This window comes from Uliginosibacterium sediminicola, assembly GCF_039631295.1.
In the GTDB taxonomy this organism is placed as follows: Bacteria; Pseudomonadota; Gammaproteobacteria; order Burkholderiales; family Rhodocyclaceae; genus Viridibacterium; species Viridibacterium sediminicola.
Genome location: NZ_JBDIVE010000009.1, coordinates 84869 through 104484 on the forward strand (window position 1 = coordinate 84869; position 19616 = coordinate 104484).

At 64.2% G+C, this 19616-nt stretch carries 18 protein-coding genes; 4 read left to right on the top strand and 14 right to left on the bottom strand.

The window, feature by feature from the left end; genetic code table 11:
- Position 1: 1 nt before the first annotated feature.
- A complete protein-coding gene (locus ABDB84_RS15430; protein WP_345920647.1) occupies positions 2–829 on the bottom strand; it encodes an HDOD domain-containing protein in 828 nt (275 codons plus the stop codon).
- A gap of 116 nt (positions 830–945) precedes the next feature.
- Between ABDB84_RS15430 and ABDB84_RS15435 the strand changes: the two genes are divergently transcribed.
- From ABDB84_RS15435 to tldD, 3 genes are all read left to right on the top strand, one after another.
- Positions 946–1485 (top strand): chorismate--pyruvate lyase family protein, encoded by a 540-nt coding sequence (locus ABDB84_RS15435; RefSeq protein WP_345920648.1) that lies wholly within the window; start codon positions 946–948, stop codon positions 1483–1485.
- On the top strand, positions 1482–2345 hold the full coding sequence (ubiA, locus tag ABDB84_RS15440) for a 4-hydroxybenzoate octaprenyltransferase (protein ID WP_345920649.1): 864 nt from the start codon (positions 1482–1484) through the stop codon (positions 2343–2345). The genes ABDB84_RS15435 and ubiA overlap by 4 nt, the downstream gene beginning before the upstream one ends.
- Positions 2346–2426: 81 nt before the next feature.
- Complete coding sequence (gene tldD / locus ABDB84_RS15445; RefSeq protein WP_345920650.1) at positions 2427–3890, top strand: metalloprotease TldD; 1464 nt, start codon at positions 2427–2429, stop codon at positions 3888–3890.
- Positions 3891–3921: 31 nt separating this feature from the next.
- On the opposite strand, the gene ABDB84_RS15450 is transcribed toward tldD, so the two are convergent.
- The 12 genes from ABDB84_RS15450 to ABDB84_RS15505 all read right to left on the bottom strand — a co-directional run bounded on the left by ABDB84_RS15450 (position 3922) and on the right by ABDB84_RS15505 (position 15430).
- Positions 3922–5301: a diguanylate cyclase domain-containing protein gene (locus tag ABDB84_RS15450; protein ID WP_345920651.1), complete on the bottom strand. Its 1380-nt coding sequence runs from the start codon at positions 5299–5301 to the stop codon at positions 3922–3924.
- Positions 5302–5319: 18 nt separating this feature from the next.
- Positions 5320–5943 carry a hypothetical protein gene (locus tag ABDB84_RS15455; RefSeq protein ID WP_345920652.1) on the bottom strand — a complete coding sequence of 208 codons (624 nt, stop codon included), beginning with the start codon at positions 5941–5943 and terminating at the stop codon, positions 5320–5322.
- Positions 5944–5951: 8 nt separating this feature from the next.
- The gene (locus tag ABDB84_RS15460) at positions 5952–6323 is read right to left on the bottom strand and encodes a response regulator (protein ID WP_345920653.1); all 372 of its coding nucleotides are present in this window, start codon (positions 6321–6323) and stop codon (positions 5952–5954) included.
- Positions 6324–6471: 148 nt separating this feature from the next.
- Positions 6472–7476 (bottom strand): inorganic phosphate transporter, encoded by a 1005-nt coding sequence (locus ABDB84_RS15465; RefSeq protein WP_345920654.1) that lies wholly within the window; start codon positions 7474–7476, stop codon positions 6472–6474.
- Between the two features lie 3 nt (positions 7477–7479).
- A complete protein-coding gene (locus ABDB84_RS15470; RefSeq protein WP_345920655.1) occupies positions 7480–8103 on the bottom strand; it encodes a DUF47 domain-containing protein in 624 nt (207 codons plus the stop codon).
- Between the two features lie 111 nt (positions 8104–8214).
- Positions 8215–9561: a class-II fumarase/aspartase family protein gene (locus ABDB84_RS15475; RefSeq protein WP_345920656.1), complete on the bottom strand. Its 1347-nt coding sequence runs from the start codon at positions 9559–9561 to the stop codon at positions 8215–8217.
- A gap of 19 nt (positions 9562–9580) precedes the next feature.
- Positions 9581–10393: an HpcH/HpaI aldolase/citrate lyase family protein gene (locus tag ABDB84_RS15480; RefSeq protein ID WP_345920657.1), complete on the bottom strand. Its 813-nt coding sequence runs from the start codon at positions 10391–10393 to the stop codon at positions 9581–9583.
- Between the two features lie 3 nt (positions 10394–10396).
- A complete protein-coding gene (locus ABDB84_RS15485) occupies positions 10397–11578 on the bottom strand; it encodes a CaiB/BaiF CoA transferase family protein (protein ID WP_345920658.1) in 1182 nt (393 codons plus the stop codon).
- A 19-nt stretch (positions 11579–11597) separates the two neighbouring features.
- A complete protein-coding gene (locus tag ABDB84_RS15490) occupies positions 11598–12443 on the bottom strand; it encodes an HTD2 family dehydratase (protein WP_345920659.1) in 846 nt (281 codons plus the stop codon).
- Positions 12444–12476: 33 nt separating this feature from the next.
- The gene (locus ABDB84_RS15495; protein WP_345920660.1) at positions 12477–13760 is read right to left on the bottom strand and encodes a TRAP transporter large permease; all 1284 of its coding nucleotides are present in this window, start codon (positions 13758–13760) and stop codon (positions 12477–12479) included.
- On the bottom strand, positions 13757–14368 hold the full coding sequence (locus ABDB84_RS15500) for a TRAP transporter small permease (protein WP_345920661.1): 612 nt from the start codon (positions 14366–14368) through the stop codon (positions 13757–13759). The genes ABDB84_RS15495 and ABDB84_RS15500 overlap by 4 nt, the downstream gene beginning before the upstream one ends.
- 60 nt (positions 14369–14428) lie before the next feature.
- Positions 14429–15430, bottom strand: a complete 1002-nt coding sequence (locus ABDB84_RS15505) for a DctP family TRAP transporter solute-binding subunit (protein ID WP_345920662.1) — start codon at positions 15428–15430, stop codon at positions 14429–14431.
- Between the two features lie 145 nt (positions 15431–15575).
- Between ABDB84_RS15505 and ABDB84_RS15510 the strand changes: the two genes are divergently transcribed.
- A complete protein-coding gene (locus tag ABDB84_RS15510; protein ID WP_345920663.1) occupies positions 15576–16463 on the top strand; it encodes a LysR family transcriptional regulator in 888 nt (295 codons plus the stop codon).
- Here ABDB84_RS15510 and ABDB84_RS15515 read toward each other — a convergent pair.
- Positions 16454–19210 (bottom strand): nitrate reductase, encoded by a 2757-nt coding sequence (locus ABDB84_RS15515; RefSeq protein WP_345920664.1) that lies wholly within the window; start codon positions 19208–19210, stop codon positions 16454–16456. The two genes, ABDB84_RS15510 and ABDB84_RS15515, sit on opposite strands and share 10 nt — an antisense overlap.
- Positions 19211–19616 lie beyond the last annotated feature (406 nt).

A 19616-nucleotide genomic window follows, 5' to 3' on the forward strand; every position in this document is an offset into this window, starting at 1 on the left:
CTTAGGCGGCGGCCAGCATCTGCTGTTCGTTGTTGCGCGCCAGTTCCACCTCTTCGAACCAGTCGTGCTGTTCCAGCACCAGATGCTCGATCAGCGGCCAGTTGAGGCTGGCGACGATGTCGCGATCATAGGTGTGGGCCTCGATGCCGAATGCAATGTGCGCCGCCAGATGCACGATGCCGGCATACGGGCAGGCCTCCGCCGCCAGCGGGCGACCGTACCAGCGCATGGCGTTGTGGATCACCGCCGGAAACTGCCAGCGGCGGGCCATCTCGGCGCCCAGCTCGCAGTGATCGAAACCCAGGTGTTCGCGTTCGATGGCGGCCAGTTCATTGACCGACAGGTCGCGGTTTTCCTCGGCAATCTCGCGTGCCGTGCTCGGGTAGGCGAGGCTGATCAGCAGCTGGCCGATGCGGTGCATCAGCGCGGCGGTGTAGGCGAATTCGGCATTGCACTGCATGCTGCGGCCCAGCTTGCGGGCGATCTGCGCGCTGAGCGTGGCGTGGCGCCAGAAGTGGTCCAGATCGACGCCCGGCACGGTCTTGAAGGCGGCGGTAATGCCCGAGGCGATGACCAGGGTGCGCAAGGCATTGAGGCCGATCAGGGTGACGGCGTCATCAATGGCGCCAATCTTGCGGCTGACGCCATAGTGGCTGGAATTGGCCAGACGCAGCACGCGCGCACTGAGCGAGGGGTCGCGGGCGATCTGCTTGATCAGTACGCCAAGCTCGACATCCTCGTCACTGAGGCTGCAGATCAGGGATTGCACCACGCCGGGAATGCTGGGCAGGGGCGTGGTGGTGGTGAAGAAGCGTTCGACAGGGTACATGGCAGTTTGTCTCGTCGATTGCGGAGAAAGGTTTTACGGGCGTGGCGGGCATAACTTGAATGTCTTGCCCTTTCGTACGGGTATCATGGCGGGCGTTCCCGAGAGTGAGTGCTGCATTGCTGAAACGCGTCTCCGGCTGGCGTCAGGTGTCTCTGCCGGCCCATCATCCCCTTTATCTCTGGCTCAGCGATGAGGCTTCGCTCACGGCGCGGCTGGCCGCGCGTTGCACGCGCCTGACAGTACAGCTGCTCAGTCAGCGCCTGGCCCTGCCACACCCGGATGAAGCGGTCGTGCTCGGCTTGCGGCCACGCGAGCTGGCCTGCGTGCGCGAAGTCTTGCTGTGCACCGATGGCGTGGCCCAGGTCTATGCGCGCTCAATCATGCCGCGCGCCAGTCTGCGCAGTGACTGGCGCCTGTTCGGCCGCATCGGCAATCGCCCGCTCGGTTCAGCCCTGTTCGCCGACCCGCTGGTCAGCCGCTCGGCCTTGCAGAGCCGGCGTTTCGATGCGCGTGATGCGCGCTATCATCGCGCCGCCGCCTTCGCCCCGGTGCGCGCCGGGCAGTTGTGGGGGCGCCGTTCGCTGTTCATGCGCCGCGGTCTGGCGATGATCGTCTGCGAGATCTTTCTTGATGATATTGGCCAGCTGCCACGATGAATCCCATACTCGCCCGACTTGATGCCTATCGACGCCTGATGCGCCTGGACAAACCCATCGGCACCCTGCTCTTGCTGTGGCCCACGCTGTGGGCGCTGTGGCTGGCCGGGGCGGGGCGGCCGGATCTGCAGGTGCTGCTGATCTTCGTGCTCGGCACGTTGCTGATGCGTTCGGCCGGCTGTGTGATCAATGACTGGGCTGATCGCGGCTTCGATGGCGAAGTCGAGCGCACCCGCCAGCGTCCGCTGGCGACTGGTGAAGTGCGTCCGCGCGAGGCGCTGTGGCTGGCGGCGGCGCTGGCGCTGTGTTCCTTCGTGCTGATCCTGCCGCTCAATGCGCTGGTGCTGTGGCTGTCGCTGCCGGCCTTGTTCCTCGCCGGCAGTTATCCCTTCACCAAGCGTTTTCTGGCTATTCCGCAGGCGTATCTGGGTATCGCCTTCGGCTTCGGTATTCCGATGGGTTTTGCCGCGCTGCTCGGTACGGTGCCGCCGCTGGCCTGGCTGCTGCTGCTGGCCAATGTGTTCTGGGCGGTGGCCTACGACACCGAATATGCGATGGTCGACCGGCCCGACGATCTGCGCATCGGCATCCGTACCTCGGCCATCACCTTCGGCCGCTTCGATGTGCTGGCGGTGATGATCTGCTACGCGCTCACCTTGGCGCTGCTGGCCGTGGTCGGCAGCCAGCTCGGGCGCGGGCCGGCGTTCTATGCCGGGCTTCTGGTGGCGGCGGCCATCGCTTGCTATCACTACAGCCTGATCCGCACGCGTGAGCGTGCGCAATGCTTCAAGGCCTTTCTGCACAACAACTGGCTGGGCGCTGCGGTGTTCGCCGGGCTGGCGCTCGACTATCTGATTTGAGCGGGCGTGCTTGGCTGCGTTTCGCCGGCACGCGATCCGGGCTAAACTGCAGACCCCAATGCAGCAAGGCAAGCCCCGCACATGAACGCTCCGATGATCCCGCCGCTCAAATCCCTCGACACCGCCCGCGACGTCCTGCTGCAGCCCGGCGGACTGACTGAAGCTGCGCTGGGCAAGGTGCTCGGCTCGATCATGACGCACCAGGTCGATTACGCCGACCTCTACTTTCAGTACCAGCGCTCCGAGGGTTGGAGCCTGGAAGAAGGCATCGTCAAGTCCGGCAGTTTCAGCATCGAACAAGGCGTCGGCGTGCGCGCCGTGGCCGGTGATCGCACGGCCTTTGCGTATTCCGACGAGCTGAGCCTGAAGGCGCTGAGCGAGACCGCCAAGACGACGCGGGCGATTGCTGCCGCCGGCAATGCGCGCAAGGTCAAGGTGGCTGCGGCCAAGACTTCGCCGCTGCCGCTGTATGCCGACGCTGATCCGATTGCTGCGCTCTCCGCTGTTGAAAAAGTGCGCCTGCTCGAACGCCTCGAAGCGCTGGCGCGTGCTGAAGATCCGCGCATCATCCAGGTCATGGCCTATCTGGGCGCGAGCTGGGAAGTGGTGTTGGTGGCGCGTTCCGACGGTCATATGGCCGCCGATGTGCGCCCGATGGTGCGCATCTCGCTGAGCGTGGTGATGGAAGAGGCGGGCCGCCGCGAGCAAGGTTCGGCCGGTGGTGGCGGGCGTCTGGATCTGAAGCATTTCACCGACGACAAGCTGCGCGAATACGCACGGCAGGCCGCCCACCAGGCGCGCACCAATCTCGCCGCACGGCCGGCACCGGCCGGTGCGATGACCGTGGTGCTCGGCAATGGTTGGCCGGGCATCCTGCTGCACGAGGCGATTGGCCACGGGCTGGAGGGCGATTTCAATCGCAAGGGCAGTTCGGCCTTTGCCGGCATGATCGGCAAGCAGGTCGCTGCCAAGGGCGTGACCGTGGTCGATGACGGTACGCTGGCAGATCGTCGCGGCTCGCTGACCATTGATGACGAGGGCAATCCGACGCAGCGCACCACGCTGATCGAAGACGGCATCCTCGTCGGCTACATGCAGGACATCATGAATGCGCGCCTGATGGGTGTGGCGCCGACCGGCAATGGCCGTCGCGAATCCTTCGCCCACCTGCCGATGCCGCGCATGACCAATACCCTGATGCTCGCCGGCGACAAGGACCCGCAGGAAATCATCGCCTCCGTGGAGGACGGGCTCTACGCGGCCAACTTCGGTGGTGGCCAGGTCGATATCACCAGTGGCAAGTTCGTCTTTTCGGCGGCTGAAGCCTATGTGATCAAGAACGGCAAGATCGCCTACCCGGTCAAGGGCGCCACCCTGATCGGCAACGGCCCCGACGCGCTGACCCATGTCAGCATGATCGGCAATGACATGGCGCTCGATCCGGGGGTCGGCACCTGTGGCAAGGATGGTCAGAGCGTGCCGGTGGGCGTCGGCCAGCCGACCCTGCGCATGGAAGGCCTGACCGTCGGTGGCACCGGCGGCTGAGCGCCGCGCTGTGCTGATCTCGCTGGGACGCTTAGTTGTCCCAGCTGTCGGTATTGCTATCGAGTAGCTGCTCGCCGGGCAGGATCACCGTTTCGCCGGCTGCTTTGCGCTGGCGTTTGGATTCGTACATCTTCTGGTCGGCAAAGTGCAGCAGGGCGGCGGCATCCTGGGCGTCGCGCGGGAACTGGGCGATGCCGATCGAGGCGCTGACCTGGGCATGGAAGCCGCCGGCATTGATCGGCAGCGAGACCGCCTGGCGCACCTTGCTGACCACGTGCAGCAAGGCTTTTTCGTCCCCCACATCGAGTAGCAGGATCGCGAATTCGTCGCCGCCGTAACGGGCGACGAGGTCTTCCTGACGCGTGACGCGGCGCAGACGGTCGGCGACTGTGCACAGCACCTTGTCGCCGGCGGCATGGCCGAATTCATCATTGACCTGTTTGAAACCGTTGAGGTCCATGAACAGCAGGGCGAAGCTCTGGCCAACCTCTTGCGCACCGGACACGGCGGCGCGCAGGCGGGTGTCGAAGCGTTCGCGGTTGCACAGCGAGGTGAGGGCGTCGTGGTTGGCGCGGAACTCGATGTGCTGGGCGCGGATGCGGTATTCGCTGACATCCAGCAAGGTGCCGACAAAGCCGCTGATCTGGTTCTGCGCGTCCTTGACCGGGCCGGCCTCGACACGCAGCCACAGCGCCTTGCCATCGGGGCGCTGGCAGTGGAATTCCTCGGCAAAGCGGATCGCGCTCTCGCGGGCGATCTGCCACTGCGCCTTGACGCGTGGCCGCTCGCTTTCGTTGATGCAGTCGAACCAGCTCTTGCCCAGCCCCTCTTTGGGCGAGACGCCGGTGAAGGCGCTGGTGCGTTCGTTGAGGTAGGCCCAGTTGCCCTGCGGATCGGTCTCGAACAGGCCGGCGGGCGCCAGGCGGGCCAGTTCGCGGAAGCGTAGCTCGCGGCGCTGCAGTTCTTCCTGTGCGCTGGCGAGCTTGGCCAGATCGGTACGCAGCTGCCGCGCTTGCTGGCGCAGCAGGGATTCGCGGCGCACCGTTTCGGTGACATCGCGGATCTGCAGCAGACAGAGCATGAGCCCGTCCTGCTTGAGCGGCTGCACGTCGATCATCTGCTTGATGCGTTCCTCGCCACCGCCGATGGCGTAGAGCGGCAAGGGCGTCGGGTGCAGGGCGTGGGAGAGGCGCGCCGACCAGCCGAAGTCCAGGGCTTCACGCACGACGCGGGCAATGCGTGGGTCGATGCTGGCGCCGAAAGCTTCTTCGAGACGCAGGCCGATGCTGGTGACTGGATCGGCATTGGAGCGCTTGGCGATCCAGGGGTTACACATCAGGATGCAGCCTCGCGAATCGAGGACGATCAGTCCGAGATCGAGTTGCTGGGTGATCAGGTGCAGCATGTTCATGGTGTTGTGGCGGGCGCCTTAGTCATCCATGCGGAAAACACGGCGCAGCTCCTGCATGAATTTGGTCAGCGAGGGCACGTCCATGACGAACAGCACCAGGCCGGAGATGTCGTGTGCCGACATGCTCATGGTAATGCGCGCCACCAGCATGACTGCGTCCGGCGCGCGGTCGCGCAGCAGGGTGCTGGAGGTGGCGGTTTCGACCAGCGGCAGCGTGCCTTCGAGGCGGGCACCGAAAAGATTGGCCAGGCTGCTCATGCAGCTGTTGATGATGACGTTGCCGATCTCGGCCAGGGCGTCCTGTTCGAGCTCGGTGATCTGTTCGATGGGCGTGTCGTCGCCGAGCATGCGGCGCACGATCTCCAGGCTGCCCTGTTCGGGAAACAGCAGGAAGGTGCGCGTATCGAAACCGGCGTCCGATTCGAAACACTGGCTGATGCTGGCCACCCGCATGTTGCGGGTCTTGTGCAGCAGGCTCTCGACCTGACTGACAAAGTCGGCATGCGAGACCACTTCGACGGTCGGCACGCTCAGTTCGATCTCCTCGTGCACCATGGTGGAGAAAGTGGCGGCGGCTTCACCGAGCGAGAGGTTGAAGGCCTCGGCGAGGGCATCGCGTTCCAGTTCGGAGAATTCGATCATGACGGACTCTAATGACTCAGGGTGGCGAGGATTTCGGCGATCACCGGTTCAGATACCGGCTTGCGGAAAAATAGCACGCCACGTTCTTCGGCGCGCAGCCGCGTGGCGTCCTGCACATTGGCGCTGAGCATGCAGACACGCTGGGGTGCATTGGCGTGGGCGAGCAGGGTGCCGGCCAGATCGAGACCGTTCATGCCGGGCATGTTCATGTCGAGGATGGCCAGGTCAAAGCGCTGAGCCTCGACGGCCGCCTGTGCCTGGTTGGCTTCGGCTGCCTCGGCAATGCGTGCTTGCGGATAGGTGGCAGCAATCATGGCGCGGATCAGCATGCGCGAGACCTTGCTGTCGTCGACGACAAGAATGTCAGGGGTGCTGGACATGAGGCTCTTCCATCGTAGGGGGACAGCACCTTTCTACGGCTCAAGGAAGGGCGACTTGAGCGCGCTGGCAGGATTTATTGCGCAGCGCAGAGCGCTGTGCCGGCCTCGCTGCCGCGTGCGCAGGGCGGGCGCCCTGCGCATAGCCGGTTCAGAGCAGGTGCTTGCCTACGGCGTAGGCGAGTGCGGCGATCAAGCCGCTGGCCGGGATGGTCAGCACCCAGGCCCAGACGATGCTGCCCGCCAGACCCCAGCGCACGGCCGAGACGCGGTGCGCCGAACCGACACCGACGATGGCGCCGGTGATGGTGTGGGTGGTCGACACCGGCACGCCGAGGGCGGAAGCGAGGAACAGGGTGATCGCACCGCCGGTTTCGGCGCAGAAACCGCCGACCGGGCGCAGCTTGGTGATGCCCTGACCCATGGTCTTGACGATGCGCCAGCCACCGAACAGGGTGCCCAGGCCGATCGCCATGTAGCAGCTGATGACCACCCAGTCAGGCACCGGCTCACCTGCGCTGGTGACGCCGGCAGCGATCAGCATCAGCCAGATGATGCCGATGGTTTTCTGCGCATCATTGCCGCCGTGGCCGAGGCTGTAGAGACCGGCCGAGACCAGTTGCAGGCGGCGGAACCAGCGGTCCACGTGAGCCGGGTGGGAGCGCCGCAGCAGCCAGGCGACCAGCAGCATCATCAGCGAACCGAGCAGCATGCCCAGCATCGGCGAGAGCACGATGAACAGCACGGTCTTGCCGATGCCCGAGGCGACCAGCGGGCCGGTGCCGGCCTTGGCGATGGTGGCGCCGACGATGCCGCCGATCAGCGCGTGCGAGGAGCTTGACGGGATGCCGTAGAACCAGGTGATCAGGTTCCAGGCAATGGCGCCAGCGAGCGCCCCGAAGATCACGTAGTGGTCCACGGCCAGCGGGTCGACAATGCCCTTGCCGATGGTGGCGGCCACCTTGAGGTGGAAGATGAACAGCGCGATGAAGTTGAAGCTGGCGGCCCAGATCACGGCATGGCCGGGCTTGAGCACGCCCGTGGAGACCACGGTGGCAATCGAGTTGGCGGCGTCGTGGAAACCATTGAGGAAGTCAAACAAAAGCGCCAGGACGACGAGGCCGACGATGATCGGCAAGCTGATCGACAGATCCATCGCTCAGGCGCTTTCCAGCACGATGCTCTCGACGCGCTTGGCCACGTCCTTGCAACAGTCGGTGATCTTTTCCAGCACCTGGTAGATGGCGCTGAGCTTCATCACCTTGAGTGCGTCGGTTTCCTTGCGGAACAGTTCGGAGATGGCGGTGCGCATCACGCGGTCGCAATCGCCTTCGATCTGGTCGATCTCGCGGCAGGTGCGCAGGATGTCGCCGGCCGACTTCATGTCGTCGAGCAGGCTGACCACGTGCTTGACGCGCTCGCAACAGGACAGCGACAGGCTGGCCATCTGGCGGGCGTCCGGCGTGTAGCGGTCGACGTTGTAGAGGGTGATCGATTCGGCGACGTCCTGGATGGCGTCGACGATGTCGTCCATCGAGGAGATCAGCGCATGGATTTCGTCACGGTCAAACGGCGTGATGAAAGTCCGGTGCAGCAGGGCCATGATTTCGTGCTGGATGCCGTCGGCACGCACTTCGCGCGAGTCGATGGCTTCGATGTGCGGCTGTACATCGTCCGCCGACATCAGAACTTCAAGGGATTTTGCTGCCGCCACCATCTGCTCGGTGTGGGCATTGAAAAGCTCAAAAAAACGGCCCTCGCGGGGCATCAGGCGTCCGAACATGTTGGTGTGCTGTGTGACGGAAATGTGACGATTGTAATCTCAGATCACTTTCGCTGCTTGAGCCATCGCATGCCCGTGGCAGGCTGCAATGGCTCAATTTCACGGCCAGCCTTATTTCAAGCGGGCCAGCACCTTATCCACCATGACGCCGGCCTGCCCCAGGTAATTGGCCGGGTCGCAGAGTTCGGCAAGCTTGTCGCGCGACAGATGCACATTGATCTCCGGGTGCTCGGCGAGGATGTCGAGCAGCGGGCGGTTTTCCTTGATCGCCTGGCGGCACAGGTCATACACCAGATCGTGCGCGTATTCGCGGCCGATGTAGGGGCCGAGGCCCATCATCACCGCTTCGGACATCACCAGGCCGTTGGTGAGGTCGATGTTCTTGCGCATCGCCGCCGGATCGACTTCCAGGCCTTCGAGCACAAAGCGCGTCTGCTTGAGGGCACCAGCGAGCAGGCAGAAGGCCTCGGGCAGGGCGATCCATTCGATTTCCCAGGGGCCGGTGGAACGTTCGTGGTCAGCGACCATGGCATCCATCAGCGAAGCGGCATGCTGGCGCACTACGCTGATCGCGGCGTGGATGTAGCAGCTGGAGATCGGGTTGCGCTTCTGCGGCATGGTGCTGCTGGAGCCGCGGCCCGGCGCGAAGGGCTCATACACCTCGGCCACTTCGTGCTGCATCATCAGCTTGACGTCCATGGCGATCTTGCCCAGCGAGCCGCCGACCAGGCCGAGGAAGGCGCCGACTTCGGCGATGGTGTCGCGTACCGTGTGCCAGGCGATATCGGGCTGGGCGAGGCCCAGCTCCTGCATCAGGCCAGCCTGGGTTTCCATCGCGCCACGCTCGATGGATGCCAGGGTGCCGCAGGCGCCGCCAAATTCGCCCATCAGCACGCGCACTCGCAGCTGCGCCAAGCGCTCGCGGTGGCGCTCGATGCCGGCGAGGATGGCGGCGGCCTTGAAGCCGAAGGTGACGGGAATCGCCTGCTGCAGATTGCTGCGGCCGATCACCGGCGTGTCGCGGTGTTCGCGCGAGATCTTTGCCAGCGCAGCCGAGATGGCGGTGAGTTCTTCATCGATGATGGCCAAGCCTTCGCGGATCTGCAGCACCGTTGCGGTGTCGGTGATGTCCTGCGTGGTGGCGCCCCAGTGGCAGAATTCACCGAGCTTGTCGCGGCACAGGGCATTGAGCTGCGAGACCACGCCGAGCACCGGGTAGCCGATGCGCTCGGTTTGCTGGCGCAGCTTGTCCATGTCGATCTTGTCGATGTCGCAGTTGCGCACGATCTCGTCGGCCGCTTCCTGCGGGATGATGCCCAGACGGCCTTGCACGATGGCCAGTGCGCGTTCGATGTCGATGTACTTGGTGGTGCGATTGCGATCCGACCACACCTCGCGCATGGCTTCGGTGCTGAAAATATTGCCGAAGATCGACGAGTCAATAATGCTGGCGCCCATGGCGTTTTCTCCTTGCTGGTTAGAGTGATGCGCGATCGACGATCGCTTGTGCTTTACGCAGGACGGGCGGGTCGATCATCTTGCCGTCCAGTTGTACTGCGCCTTTCGAGTCGCTCGCCGCAGCGATGACGCGTTGCGCCCAGGCCAGTTCATCAGCGCTGGGGCGGAATGCTGAATGGGTAGGCTCAAGCTGGGCAGGATGAATGCACAGCTTGGCGCCGAAGCCGCAGGCGCGCGCCAAGGCGATGTCTTCGGCCAGCGCAGCGGGGTCTTGCAGCGCGGCGGTGACGCCGGCAATCGGTGTGCCGATGCCGGCACAGCGCGAGGCAATGGCGATCTGGCTGGCGGGGTAGAGCAAGCCGCGCGGGTCGCCCGAGAGTTCAAGGTCGGCGGCGTAATCGAGGGTGCCGAAAGCCAGGCGCTGCACGCAGGGGGCGGCCGCAATCTGCATGAGCTGCTGTACGCCACGCGCCGTCTCGATCAGCGGGATGACCTGGATGTCCGTGCCGAGCCGTGCGATCACGGCCATCAGGTCGTCGGCCGACTCAGCCTTGGGCAGCATCAGCCGGTGCAGGTCGAGCGCGGCGAGGCAGTCGAGGTCGGCGCGGAAGTCGGCTGAGCGACAATCGTTGATACGCACGCAGAGGCGGGCCCGTGCTTCGTCATGCGTACTCAGCCAGTGCGCCAGTGCGCTGCGTGCAGCGGCTTTGTCGGCGGGGGCGACCGCATCTTCAAGATCGATGATCACCGCGCCGGCGGCGCTGGCCAGCGCTTTGTCGAAGCGCTCGGGCCGGTTGCCGGGGACGAACAGGTAGGAGATCGGCAGCGCCATGGCTCAGATCGCTTTCTCGGCGCGCAAGGCTTCGATCTGCGCAGCGCTGTAACCGAGTTCGGCGAGGATGGCATCGTTATGCTGGCCGAGTGCAGGAACGGGGTCCATGCGTGGCTCGCCGTGCTGCCAGGAACCGGGCGGCAGCAGGGCCGGCACCTTGCCGATGGCGGTGTCCACTTCGCGCCAGCGATCACGTGCCTTGAGCTGCGGGTGCGCCCAGACCTCGTGCATGCTGTTGACCTGGGCATTGGCGATCTGCGCGGCTTCGAGGCGTTCCACGACTTGCTCGGCCGTCAGCGATGCAAAGGCGTCCACGATCAGGGCACGCAGGGCCTCGCGTGCCGCGACGCGGCGCGAGTTGCTGGTGAAGCGCTCGTCACTGGCCAGTGCCGGCTGCAGCAGCACCTTGTCGCAGAACAGGCCCCATTCGCGCTCGTTCTGCAGGCCCAGCATCACCACCTTGCCGTCACCGGCCGGGAAGGGGCCGTAAGGGTAGATGGTGGCGTGGCTGGCGCCGGTGCGCGGCGGCGGGGCGGCACCGTCGAAGGCGTAATAGAGCGGGTAGCTGGTCCACTCGACGAGGCTCTCCAGCATCGAGATGTCGATGTGCTGGCCGCGTCCGGTTTTGCCCCGCTGCAGCAAGGCGGCGAGGATGTTGGTGTAGGCGTACATGCCGGCGGCCGTGTCGGCAATCGAGGGGCCGGCCTTGCAGGGTTCGTCAGGCGTGCCGGTGACGGACAGGAAGCCGGACTCGCTCTGGATCAGCAGGTCGTAGGCTTTCTTGTCGCGGTAGGGTCCGTTGTTGCCGTAGCCGGAGATGTCGCAAACGATGATGCCGGGCTTCTTCGCCGACAGCGCTTCATAGGACAAACCCAGGCGCGCCGAGGCACCGGGGGCGAGGTTCTGCAGCACTACGTCGGCTTGCTCCAGCACCAGGCGGTGCAGGATCTTCTGCGCTTCGGGATGCTTGACGTCCAGCGTCAGGCTTTCCTTGGAGCGGTTGGTCCACACGAAGTGCGAGGCCAGGCCGCGAACGCGTTCGTCATAGCCGCGGGCGAAGTCGCCGACGCCGGGGCGTTCGATCTTGATGACGCGGGCGCCCAGGTCGGCCAGCTGGCGCGAGGCGAAGGGCGCGGCAATGGCGTGTTCGAGGGTGACGACGGTGATGCCTTCAAGCGGTCGCATGATCAGGGTCTCCAGAGCTTCAGCGCAGCACGGCGGTGGCATCCATGGTCAGCCAGCCTTCGTGATCCCTGGCCCACAGGTGGATGGTCTTGCCGTCGGCTTGTGGTTCGCCGCAGACGAAGAAGTGGTTGATGTCGAAGATCGGGCGCACGGCACGGAATTCGAAGCGCGCCAGTTCCGCATCGGGCAGCTGGTGGCGCAGCAGGTCGAGCAGCAAGGTGGCGATCAGCGGGCCGTGCACGATGAGGCCCGGATAGCCCTCGACCTCGGTCACATAGCGGCGGTCGTAGTGGATGCGGTGGCCGTTGAAGGTCAGCGCCGAGTAGCGGAACAGCAGCACATCGTCGGGCACCCATTTCTTTTCCCAGCGTGCTGTCGTCGGCGCGGCTTTGGGCGGCGAGGGCGTGTCGTCCGGCTTGGGCGCTTCGCGATAGACGATGTCGTGGTACTCGGTCAGCGCAATCTCTGACTCACCGCTGCGACGCAGCTCATGACGCACCTTGACGAAGACCAGCGGGCCGGTGCGGCCGCTTTTCTCGCTGACATCATGGATGGTCGAGGTGCGCGTCAGCGCGTCGCCGATGCGCAGCGGCTGGTGGAATTCGAACTGGCTGCCGGCCCACATGCGGCGTGGCAGCGGCACGGGTGGCAGGAAGCCGCCACGCTTGGCATGGCCATCGGCGCCGATCTCGCTTTGCCGATGCATGGGCAGGAAGTACAGCCAGTGCCACAGCGCGGGCAGCGGCGTGCCGGGTATCGGACGCGTGGCTTCGCGATCAAGCGTTGCCGACAGCGCGGCATAGGGCGTGGCGGTGGCGATGTCGGCCACTTCTTCGCTGCGGCCGATCCATTCGGTGAGATTCATGTCAGTGCTCCAGTGCGGTGTCCGTTATGCACATCACATCAGGCCCATGGTGCGCGGCAGCCAGATCGACAAGCCGGGCCAGTAGGTGACGAGGACGAGGAAGGCGAGCATCGACAGCAACCAGGGCCAGACGGCCACGGTCAGTTCGGTGATGCCCATTTTGGTGATGCCGGATGCGACGTAGAGGTTGAGGCCGACCGGCGGGTGACACATGCCGACTTCCATGTTCACCACCATGATGATGCCGAAGTGCACCGGGTTGATGCCCAGCTTCACTGCCACCGGGAAGAGGATAGGCGCGAAGATCAGCACGATGGAGGCCGGCTCCATGAAGTTGCCGGCGAGCAGCAGGACGATGTTCACCGCCATCAGGAAGGCGATCACACCGAAGCCGTTAGCGAGCAGCCAGTTGGAGAGCGCTTGCGGAATCTGCTCATTGGTGAGGATGAAGCTGAACATCACCGCATTGGTGATGATGTAGAGCAGCATCGCCGACATATTGGCCGAGCTCAGCAGCACGCGGCGCACGTCCTTGACGCCCATGTCCTTGTAGACGAACACCGCCACGATGAATGCATAGATGGCGCTCATCGCGGCCGCCTCGGTCGGCGTGAACACGCCGGTGTAGATGCCGCCCATCACCACGACGATGAGGAACAAGCCCCAGAAGGATTCGCGGAAGGCGTGCAGGCGTTCGGCCCACGAAGCCTTGGGCGAGCGCGGGTAGCCGTTCTTCTTGGCACGCCACCAGGTCACGCCGCCGAGAGTCAGCGCCAGCGCCAGGCCGGGAATCACGCCAGCCATGAACAGCGCACCGATCGAGGTATTGGTGGCGACGGCAAACATCACCATGCAGATCGAGGGCGGGATCAGGATGCCCAGCGCGCCAGAAGTGGTGATCACGCCGGCACCGAAGCGCGGCGGATAGCCTTGCTTGATCATTGCCGGCAGCAGGATCGAGCCCACCGCCACCACACAGGCGGGGGACGAGCCGGAGATGGCGGCGAACATCGCGCAGGCCATCACGCCGGCCAGGCCCAGACCGCCCGGCCAGTGGCCGACCATGGTGACGGCGAAGCGGATCATGCGTCGCGCCACGCCGCCGCTGGTGAGGAAATTGCCGGCCAGCAGGAAGAAGGGGATGGCCATGATCTCGAACTTCTCGATGCCGGTGAACAGCTTCATCGCGACCGATTCGATGGGCACCTGGGTCATGGTGTAGAGGAAGGTCAGCACGGTCAGGCCGAGCGAGATGGAGATCGGCATGCCGGTGATCATCAGCACCAGCAGAACTCCGAAGATGACGGCTGTATTCATGCTTTGGCTCCGCTTGCGGCGTCATCGTCGAGGCCGTCGACATGACTGTGGTCGTGGTGGGGCAATTCACCGCTGCGCACGAAGTTGAGCGCCACTTGCAGGAAGCGGAAACACATCAGGCTGGAGCCCAGCGGCACCGCGCTGTAGACGATCCACTTGGGCCATTCCAGATCGGGTGTCGTGCCGCCCTCGGGGATGTCACCCAGCGGCATGCCGAAAGCCTGCAGGGCAGCGTGGTGGGCGCCGGCATTCCAGACGAATTCGGCGCCCAGCGCGGCGACGATGCCGGTGAAGCTGGCACCGGCCAGCAGGCCGAAGAGTACGAAGCGGGCGCGATTCTTTGCCTCAAGCCGATTGATCAGCACATCGACGCCGACATGGATGCCGGTGCGCACGCCATAGGCCGCGCCAAACTTCGCCATCCAGACGAACATGATGATGCACAGCTCCTGCGCCCAGCTCACATCGAGCGAGACCAGCCAGTTCTGCAGGCCCGGAATGGGCAGTGCGGACAGGTAACGATGTATGACGGCGAGGAAGATCACGATGGTGGCGCCGGCCATCAGGGACGTGATGAACCATTCCTCGAATTCATCCAGGAATTTCATGTGTAGCTCCGGTGGGGAAAGCAGCGCTGCCAGGCGCGTGGCCCGGCAGCAGGCGGGGCTTTACTTAGCGGCGGGGTCCGCAGCCGCTTTGAGGATGGCGTCGACCGTTTCCTTGCCGACACGCGGGGTCATTTCTTCCCGCACCGATTCCATGGCTTTGACCCATTGCGCGCGCTCGGCGGCTGTCGGCACGTAGACCTGGCTCTTGCCCGAGGCCTTGATCGCAGCGAGTGCCTGATCGGTGTCCTTCTCGGCAACCTGGTCGTTGTAGACCGTTGCATCTTTCATGGCGGTCTCGATCAGGCCGCGCACATCGGCCGGCAGCTGGTTCCAGAAGCTCTTGTTCACCACCACCGCCGAGCCGCTGTAGGTGTGGTTGGTGACGGTGATGTACTTCTGCACCTCGTAGTGCTTTTGCGTGTAGAGATTGGCGATGGGGCCATCGGTGCCATCGACCACGCCGGTTTGCAGCGCCTGATAGACCTCGGCAAGCGACATCGTCTGCGGCAGGGCGCCGACTGATTTGATGATCGCTGCCGTCACCTTGGAGGAGTTGATGCGGATCTTCTGACCCTTGATCTGCTCGGGCGTCTTGAAGGGCTTGTTGGAGCTCAGCACACGGAAACCCGAATCCCAGAAGGTCAGGCCGACAAAGCCCTTGGTTTCGAGCTTCTTGAGCAGCGATGCGCCGAGCGGGCCGCGCGTGACGCGGTGCACGGCGTCCTCGTCGGCAAACAGATAGGGCAGGTCGAAGGCCTCGAATTCCTTGATGCCGATCGGGCCGAACTTGCTGATCACCGGCGCCAGCATCTGCACCGAGCCCACCTGCAGCGCTTCGAGTTCTTCGCCGTCCTTGTAGAGAATGCTGTTCGGGTAGATCTCGATCTTCACGCGGCCTTTGCTGCGTTCTTCGACGAGTTTCTTGAAATAGTCCGCGGCCTGACCCTTGGGCGTGTCAGGGGCGGCGACGTGCGAGAACTTGATGATGATGGGGTTCTGGGCGAGGCTGAGGCTGCTGCACAGGAAGCAGGCTGCAGCGAGCAGTGCATGGTGGATCTTCATGGTGCTTGTCTCCGTTGGTTGGCCCTGAACGAGCCTTATGCCTTGCATGCTAGGCCCTAGTCTCTTATCACTCAAATGCATTAAATGATCAAATTATTGCGTTTTGTGCATAAAATGGATCTTTCGTCTGTTACGGCGTGCAAGCATGAAAATTGACTTCGATGGCATCCAGGCTTTTGTGGCGATTGCCGAGCTGGGCGGCTTTGGCAAGGCCGCCGAGCAGCTGCATCTGACCCAAACGGCGCTGACCCGGCGCATCCAGAAGCTGGAGGATTACCTCGGCGTCAAGCTGCTTGACCGCACCACGCGCAGCGTTGCACTGACTGCTGTGGGGCGCGAATTCCTGCCGCGGGCCAAGGGTTTTGTCGTCGAGATGAGCGAGGCCATCGGCAATCTGAAGGATCTGTCGCGCAGCGGGCGGGGCGATTTTTGTGTCGCCTGCGTGCCGACCATGGCCTCGCACGCGCTGCCGGCGGTGATCAGCGATTACTCGGCGGCGTATCCGGGCAATCGCATCCGCATCCTCGACACCAATGCATTCGATGTACGCAAGGCGGTGTTGAGCGGGCAGGCTGAGCTGGGCGTCGGCATCCCGATGGATGCGCACCCCGAAATCCTGGAAATCTCCTTGCTGGAAGAGCCCTATATGTTCTTCTGCCGCCAGGAGCATCCGCTCAGTGCGCAAGGCTCGGTGACCTGGGCGGACATGCGCGAGGCCGAGCTGATCATGATCAGCAGCCTGAGCGTCAATCGCGTCTTTCTCGATTACCAGCTCGCCAAACAAGGCATCAGCCTGCGCGGCGCCTACGAGGTGCAGCATCTGGCTACCGCCATCGGCCTCGTCGCGGCAGGCGTCGGCACCGCCATCCTGCCCGCTTCGACGCTGCAGGCCGGCGCACGTCCGGGCGTGTTGAGCATTCCCCTGGTGGGGCCGCAGGTGCAGCGCACCATCGTGCTCATCCTGCGCCGCAATACCACCTTGTCGCCGCCGGCGCAGGCCTTCTGCGAGTTACTGCGCGCGCGTTATGCCTGAGTGCTGGAGGTGAGGCGCTTGAGCTCGGGGATGCAGGAACCACAATTGGTGCCGCACTTCAGACGCGCCTGTAGCGCTTGCAGCGAGTCGCCCGCCGCCACGCGCGCGCTGATCTCGCCCTCCGACACGTTGAAGCAGTTGCAGACGATCCTGCCGCGCGGTGCCTGACCCACAGGTGGTTCGGCCAGTGGGGCGAGCAGCCATTTGCGCGCTTCGCTGGCGCTGCCATTGTTCTCCATCATGTCTTGCAGCCACTCGGCGCCGCGCGTCTCGCCTGTGAGGCGTACGGCGGTCAGCGTGTTCTGGTCGACGCGGGCGCGCTTGGAAATATTGCGGCGTGCGTCCTTGTAACTGAGACAGTGCGTATCGTCAGCGAGGTCGAAGCTGGCGTCGAGCGCCGCCATGGCCTCAGCGCCGAGTGCTGCGGTCTGCGCCTTGAGCACCACCACGGGAGTGTCGCGGCCGGCGAGGGTGAGGGTGGCTTGCGCCATGTTTTGGATCTGCGGGCGGAGTGCTTCCATCACCTGCAAGGCATTGGCGTTGCTGCCGACACGGCGCATGGCGACCAGGCCCGTTGCCGCCTGGTATTTCTCGATCTGTACCGCTGCGTGCTTGAGTTCGGGCTGTTTGGAAAAAGGATCGAAGGTCTTGATGGTCAGCGCATTACTGCCCAGGCCGCTCATCGCATTGCTGCCCCAGTGCATCGGCATGAAGGCCTGACCGGCGCGCACGCTCTCGCTCTCACGCAGCTTGAGGATGACTTCGCCACGGCGGCTCTTGACGCGCACCGTGTCGCCATTCTTGAGACCGCGCCGCGCCATGTCGGCAGCGTTCATGTGGATCAGCGGCTCGGCTTCGTGGGCGTAGAGACGGGCCACTGTGCCGGTGCGGCTCATGCCGTGCCACTGGTCGCGCAGCCGCCCTGTGGTCATGCGGATCGGATATTTCGAGTCGGCCTTTTCGGCCGTCTCGCGGTGCTCGGTAACGACGAACCTCGCCTTGCCGGAATCGGTCGGGAAGCGGCCATCCTCATAGAGTCGCGCTTTGCCGGTGTGGGCGCCGGAGGGGAAGGGCCATTGTTGCGGGCCTTGCTGTTCGAGCATGGCGTAGCTGAGGCCGGTGATGTCCAGATCGCGGCCGCGCGTGGATTCACGATGCTCGTTCCAGATCTCCTGCTCGGTGCTGTAGGGGAATAGCTTGGCGGTGTGCGGATTGGCGAGCTTGTTGCCCAGGCGGCGCGCAAAGTCCAGCGCCGCATCCCAGTCATGGCGTGCTTCGCCGGGCGCGGGTACGGCCTGGATGACGCGGCTGATGCGGCGTTCGGAATTGGTCACGGTGCCGGTCTTCTCGCCCCAGCTGGTTGCCGGCAACAGCAGGTCGGCGTAGCGCGCGGTCTCGGTTGTGCGGTAAGCCTCCTGCACGACGACAAAGTCACATTGGCTGAGCGCCTGGCGGATCAGGTTCTGGTCGGGCATCGACTGTGCGGGGTTGGTACAGCTGATCCACACCGCCTTGACCTGGCCTGCCGCCATCGCGTCGAATAGTTCGACGGCGGAGAGGCCGGGCTTCTCGGGCACTTCGGGAATGCCCCAGAGCTGCGCCACTTCGGCGCGATGCTCGGGCTTGGCCAGATCGCGGTGGCCGGAGAGCAGGTTGGCGAGGCCGCCGACTTCGCGCCCGCCCATGGCGTTCGGCTGGCCGGTCAGCGAGAAAGGTCCGGCGCCGGGCTTGCCGATCTGCGCGGTGGCCAGATGCATGTTGATGATTGCGGCGTTGTTGTGGGTGCCGTGGCTCGATTGATTGGTGCCCATACAATACATTGACAGTGTGGCTTTGCTGGCATCGCCGGCGTGGGCGAACCACTCGGCGGCCTTTTCGATGTCCTTCTTGTCGATCCCGCAGATGCCGGCGGCCATCGCCGGCGTGTATTCACGCACGGTTTTGCGCAAGGCCTCGAAGCCCTCGGTGTGGGCCGCGATGTAGTCGGGGCGGATCCAGTCTTCCCACAGCATCACGTGCAGCATGGCGTTGTAGAGCGCGATGTCGGTGCCGGGCAGGATCGCCAGATGCAGGTCGGCTTCGGCGGCGGTATCGGTGCGGCGCGGGTCGACGACGATCAGCTTCATCGCCGGCTTGGCGGCCCGCGCATCCTCGATACGGCGATACAGAATGGGGTGGGCGAAAGCGGTATTGCTGCCTGCGATGAACAGGGTGTCGGCGTGCTGGATGTCCTCGTAGCAGGCGGGTGGCGCGTCGGCACCGAGGCTCAGCTTGTAGCCAGCCACCGCACTGCTCATGCACAGGCGTGAATTGGTATCGACATTGTTGGTGCCGATCAGGCCCTTGGCCAGTTTGTTGAAGACGTAGTAATCCTCGGTCAGTAGCTGGCCGGAGATATAGAAGGCGACGGCGTCCGGCCCGTGCTCGCGGATCACGCTGGCGAAGCGTTCGGCGGCGTGATCGAGCGCGGTATGCCAGTCGCAGCGCTGGCGGGGCTGCTCGCGCTGCTTGCGCAGTTCGGGGTATAGCGCACGGACGGCCAGTGAATCTTCTGTCATCGTCAGATGCAGGGTCGAACCCTTGCTGCACAGGCGGCCGAAGTTGGCGGGGTGCTCGGGGTCGCCGCGCACGCCGCTGATCTGCTTGCCGTCGTGCTCGATGATGACGCCGCAGCCAACGCCGCAATAGCAGCAGGTGGAGCGCGTCTCCAGGCGGGGCGTTGTGGGGGTGTGGGGTGTGTCAGCCATGGTCTCTCATTCGTGGCAGCCGTTGCGGCTGCCTCAGAGAGGCGCGAACGGCGTGCAGGTGGACGATTGGCAAGCTTTGCCAGACTCTGCGGAGACGCCGTTGCCCCGGTGCAGAGTTGATGGAGGGTTTCAAGCAATTTACATGCCGCAGTGACTTGTTCGCGGCGTGTCAACAAGTGCTGTTTTAACAAGGGCTTGAGCCTGCGCAGCTGAGGCAAGGCGTGGGCCTTGTATCGTGGCTGTGCGCAGACAAGGTGTTTTGCACTGCTATGGCGCCGAGCGCTGCGTGATGCCCAACACCGACTAGCCCTTCAATAGCTATCGTTTTTATAGCCTGAGCGGCGTTCCGCTAGGTCGAAGGGCGCGCTAGCATTCGCTTACTGATCAGATTTTTTACGAAGGGGAG

What these genes read in the sequence shown, in the direction of transcription:
- ABDB84_RS15430 (WP_345920647.1), bottom strand. Translation starts at nt 829, where the DNA reads ATGTACCCTGTCGAACGCTTCTTCACCACCACCACGCCCCTGCCCAGC.
- ubiA (WP_345920649.1), top strand. Translation starts at nt 1,482, where the DNA reads ATGAATCCCATACTCGCCCGACTTGATGCCTATCGACGCCTGATGCGC.
- tldD (WP_345920650.1), top strand. Translation starts at nt 2,427, where the DNA reads ATGAACGCTCCGATGATCCCGCCGCTCAAATCCCTCGACACCGCCCGC.
- ABDB84_RS15450 (WP_345920651.1), bottom strand. Translation starts at nt 5,301, where the DNA reads ATGAACATGCTGCACCTGATCACCCAGCAACTCGATCTCGGACTGATC.
- ABDB84_RS15455 (WP_345920652.1), bottom strand. Translation starts at nt 5,943, where the DNA reads ATGATCGAATTCTCCGAACTGGAACGCGATGCCCTCGCCGAGGCCTTC.
- ABDB84_RS15460 (WP_345920653.1), bottom strand. Translation starts at nt 6,323, where the DNA reads ATGTCCAGCACCCCTGACATTCTTGTCGTCGACGACAGCAAGGTCTCG.
- ABDB84_RS15465 (WP_345920654.1), bottom strand. Translation starts at nt 7,476, where the DNA reads ATGGATCTGTCGATCAGCTTGCCGATCATCGTCGGCCTCGTCGTCCTG.
- ABDB84_RS15470 (WP_345920655.1), bottom strand. Translation starts at nt 8,103, where the DNA reads ATGTTCGGACGCCTGATGCCCCGCGAGGGCCGTTTTTTTGAGCTTTTC.
- ABDB84_RS15475 (WP_345920656.1), bottom strand. Translation starts at nt 9,561, where the DNA reads ATGGGCGCCAGCATTATTGACTCGTCGATCTTCGGCAATATTTTCAGC.
- ABDB84_RS15480 (WP_345920657.1), bottom strand. Translation starts at nt 10,393, where the DNA reads ATGGCGCTGCCGATCTCCTACCTGTTCGTCCCCGGCAACCGGCCCGAG.
- ABDB84_RS15485 (WP_345920658.1), bottom strand. Translation starts at nt 11,578, where the DNA reads ATGCGACCGCTTGAAGGCATCACCGTCGTCACCCTCGAACACGCCATT.
- ABDB84_RS15490 (WP_345920659.1), bottom strand. Translation starts at nt 12,443, where the DNA reads ATGAATCTCACCGAATGGATCGGCCGCAGCGAAGAAGTGGCCGACATC.
- ABDB84_RS15495 (WP_345920660.1), bottom strand. Translation starts at nt 13,760, where the DNA reads ATGAATACAGCCGTCATCTTCGGAGTTCTGCTGGTGCTGATGATCACC.
- ABDB84_RS15500 (WP_345920661.1), bottom strand. Translation starts at nt 14,368, where the DNA reads ATGAAATTCCTGGATGAATTCGAGGAATGGTTCATCACGTCCCTGATG.
- ABDB84_RS15505 (WP_345920662.1), bottom strand. Translation starts at nt 15,430, where the DNA reads ATGAAGATCCACCATGCACTGCTCGCTGCAGCCTGCTTCCTGTGCAGC.
- ABDB84_RS15510 (WP_345920663.1), top strand. Translation starts at nt 15,576, where the DNA reads ATGAAAATTGACTTCGATGGCATCCAGGCTTTTGTGGCGATTGCCGAG.
- ABDB84_RS15515 (WP_345920664.1), bottom strand. Translation starts at nt 19,210, where the DNA reads ATGGCTGACACACCCCACACCCCCACAACGCCCCGCCTGGAGACGCGC.